Consider the following 3,314-nt stretch of genomic DNA (forward strand, 5'->3'; position numbering starts at 1 on the left):
CCGCGCGAGCGAGGACGACCTCGCCAGCCTCGTCGAGGTCGACGCCCGCGCCGACCTGACCACCCCGGGCGGCGCGCGGCGCGCGGTCGGACGATTCCAGCTCGAGATCGCGGCGGTCAGCCAGTCCCCGCGGCTCGTGCACGAGGAGCTGCGCCTGCAGGCCGAGGCCGGGCCCTTGCTCTGGCTGTGCCTGAGGGAGCAGGATTCTCGTGACCGCAGTCGCACCGCTCGCCTCGAGGTCATCCAGGCGATCCGCACCGTGCAACCCGAACGTGCACGACGCGCGACCACCGAGCACATCGCCTCGGCCGTCGAGTGGCTCATCGACGAGAAGGTGCGCCTCGAGCAGGCGAGCCCGTCCCACGCCGAGACGCCGGCGGCCGAGGCATCCGCGGTCGCAGCACCCGCGGTCGCATCATCGGAAGGAGCGAGGCCATGAGCGTCACCGTCGACGTCGCCGCCGAGCACATCGCACGGCGCATCGCCTCCACGATCGACCCCGTCTTCGCCATGATCGACGGGTGGCGCGACGTGCTCGAGCGAGAGCTGTCGGGCCCGCTCGCCGGCGCCCTCACCGGCTCAACCGAGCCCACCGCCGAGACCCTCGACCCGATCGTGGCCGCCCTCGTGAGCACCGAGCTCGAGCGCGACGGCACCCTGATCACGGGCGCCGGGTTCGTCGCCGCGCCGGGCTTCCTCGCGGACGCGCCCTGRCATCTGGCGTGGTGGCTGAGCGGCTCGAACACCTTCGGCGCCGGCCCCGACCCGAAGCTCCGCCGGCTCGAGGCCGTGAGCGACCCCGACTCCGAGCAGTTCCGCGACTACACGACCCTCGAGTGGTGGCGCGTCCCCGCTCGCACGGGCAGCCGGCACCTCACCGGTCCCTACGTCGACTACCTGTGCACCGACGACTACACCGTGACCATCACGACGCCAGTGCGCGTCGACGGCGAGATGGTCGGACTCATCGGCACCGACCTGTACGTCGCCCGCCTCGAGCAGGTGCTGCTCCCGGTCATCCGCGAGTCGGGGCATCCGTGCACCCTCGTGAACGCGTCGGGCCGCATCGTCGCCTCGACCGACGCCAGGCGCGCGACCGGCGCCCTGCTGCGACTGGAGGGACTCCCCGAGGCGCTCACCCCGCTGCGTGACGCGGTCGCCGTGACGGATGCCGCGAGCCTGCCGGGCGGCGAAGCCGTGCTGCCGTGCGGCGACACGTCGCTGGCCCTCGTGCTCGAGGCCTGAGATCCCGGGCCCGGTCCGGCCGGGCAGGTTGCGCCGCGCTGGTCAGGCGAGGTCGTCGCCCTCGGTCAGCGCGCGGATCGCCCCGGGCTCGGCCCCCGCGGCCAGCAGCCGATCGGTGAGCGCACGCCGGGCACGGAGGTAGGGCTCCCGGGATCCTGAGAGCACCGACCGCGCGTTCGCACCGTCGAGCAGTGCGGTCGCCTCGAACGCCAGCTGCGCGGCATCCGCGTGGCCGTCGAGCTCGCCGGCATCGATCGCATAGCCGATCGCGACCTCGAGGTAGCTGCCCCAGCTGTCGAAGGCCTGCGCGACCGCATCGTGCACGGGCCCCGTCTTCGCGTCGAGGTCGGCGGCGGCGGCCGCGAAGAAGCATCCGCCCGGAAAGACGCGGTCGCGCGAGTAGGCGATCCACAGGTCGAGGAGCAGGGCGATGCGACGGATGCCGCGTGGCTCGACCCGCGCCGGTTCGAGCACGGCCTCGCGGAACCGCTGGGTGGCGGCCTCCACCGTCGCGAGCTGGAGGCGCTCCTTCGTGCCGAACAGCGTGGCGACGCCGCTCTTGCTCACGTCGGCGGCCGCGGCGAGGCGCCCGATCGAGAGGCCGTCGAGTCCRTCGATGGACGCGAGGTCGGCGGCGCGCTCGAGCACGATGCGTCGCGAAGCGTCGCCGCGCACCCGCCGGCCGTCGATATCGTTCATGGGCTTCAGTTTACGCACGATCGTTCGTATAGTGTAAGTACGATCGTTCGTACTCATTCATCGGATGCCACACCGGGCACCATTCTGGAGGCCGACATGCACCCCGCCACCACCGCACTCGTCGCCGCCGTGCGTGCGGCCGATCGCGTCTCTCCCGCCCTCGCCGGGCGACTCGCGCTGCCCCTGTTCGGACGGGTCGGGCCGCCGCTGCCCGTGCGGCCGGCCGACCGGGCGGTGCACGAGCACGCCGATCGCGGCACGATCTCCGTGCGCGGCCGCTCGATCACGACGTATTCGTGGGGGCACGGGCCCGAGACCGTGCTGGTCGTGCACGGCTGGCGTGGCCGCGCCTCGCAGTTCGGCCCGATCGTGCGCGAGCTTCGCGCCGCCGGCTACCGGGTGGTCGGCTTCGACGCGCCCGCCAACGGCGACTCCGACGGACGCCGCACCGACATCCGCGACTACCTGGGTGCCATCGACGAGCTCCAGCACCGTCACGGCATGTTCCGCACGGTGATCGGGCACTCGTTCGGCGCGCTCGCGGCGCTCACCGCCGTGCACGAGGGCACTGCTGCCGGGGGCGTGGTGGCGATCGCCGGCATGGCCGACGCGCGCTTCCTCGTCGACTCGTTCGCCGCGCGGGTCGGCGTCGGCCCCGCGACCGCAGGCGTGCTGGCCGGGCGGTTCGCCCGTCGGGTGCTGCCCGACGTGCCCGACGTCTACGCCAGGTTCGACGCGGTGCGGCATCCGCTGCCCGCCGGAGTGCCGCTGCTGCTCGTGCACGATCGCACCGACCGCGAGGTGCCCGTCGCCGAGTCGGAGCGCCTGCACGCCGCCCACGGCGAGCGATCACGCCTCGTGGTCACCGAGGGCGCGGGACACTCCCGGGTGCTCGGCGCCGACGCGACGCTCGACGCCGTCACCGGGTTCACGGTGGGCGGCCTGTCCGCGTTCGACCGGCTGCGCGCCGAGGGCGTGCCGGCCGCCTCCGCCTGACGCGCCGGGCGCCGCGGGAGGAGATCGGCCACACCGGAGGTCGTCACGCCGCACGGGTACCTCCCGCTGCGCGGATCGCCTCCCGTGGCGGAGGCGCCGCGGCGCCGACCCCATCCACCCGGCACGGCAGCTCGGCGCCGCCGCCCGTGCACCCGTGCACGCGCCGTGGGTTCAGGCAATCGGCCGGGATTCAGGCGGTTTCCGCGCGAATCGGCCTGAGCGGCGGCCGATCGCCTGAGCAGCGCGCGGGCACCCCGCTCGAACCGCCTCCCGCGGGAGGAGATCCGCGCCGCGGGAGGTCGCCACGCCGCACGGGCGCCTCCGCTCGAGCGGATCTCCTCCGTCCGGCTGGCGCGCGCGGCGCCGGTCAGGTG

At 74.2% G+C, this 3,314-nt stretch carries 4 protein-coding genes; 3 read left to right on the forward strand and 1 reads right to left on the reverse strand.

Going from position 1 to position 3,314, the window contains the following annotated elements; genetic code table 11:
* Nucleotides 1–439, forward strand: a 439-nt coding sequence (locus AC1DY2_RS17520) for an FCD domain-containing protein (RefSeq protein ID WP_476763576.1), incomplete at its 5' end; no start/stop codon positions are given.
* Nucleotides 436–1,245: a PDC sensor domain-containing protein gene (locus AC1DY2_RS17525; protein WP_476763577.1), complete on the forward strand. Its 810-nt coding sequence runs from the start codon at nucleotides 436–438 to the stop codon at nucleotides 1,243–1,245. The genes AC1DY2_RS17520 and AC1DY2_RS17525, both read left to right, overlap by 4 nt.
* Nucleotides 1,246–1,287: 42 nt before the next feature.
* Here the strand turns inward: AC1DY2_RS17525 and AC1DY2_RS17530 are convergent, their stop codons facing one another.
* Nucleotides 1,288–1,944 carry a TetR/AcrR family transcriptional regulator gene (locus AC1DY2_RS17530; protein WP_476763578.1) on the reverse strand — a complete coding sequence of 219 codons (657 nt, stop codon included), beginning with the start codon at nucleotides 1,942–1,944 and terminating at the stop codon, nucleotides 1,288–1,290.
* Nucleotides 1,945–2,040: 96 nt separating this feature from the next.
* On the opposite strand from AC1DY2_RS17530, the gene AC1DY2_RS17535 reads away from it, so the two are divergent.
* On the forward strand, nucleotides 2,041–2,940 hold the full coding sequence (locus AC1DY2_RS17535) for an alpha/beta hydrolase family protein (RefSeq protein WP_476763579.1): 900 nt from the start codon (nucleotides 2,041–2,043) through the stop codon (nucleotides 2,938–2,940).
* The last annotated feature ends 374 nt before the right edge of the window (nucleotides 2,941–3,314 follow it).

The sequence above is a fragment of the Agromyces sp. P1_H4 genome, assembly GCF_056405255.1.

What these genes read in the sequence shown, in the direction of transcription:
- AC1DY2_RS17535 (WP_476763579.1), top strand. Translation starts at nt 2,041, where the DNA reads ATGCACCCCGCCACCACCGCACTCGTCGCCGCCGTGCGTGCGGCCGAT.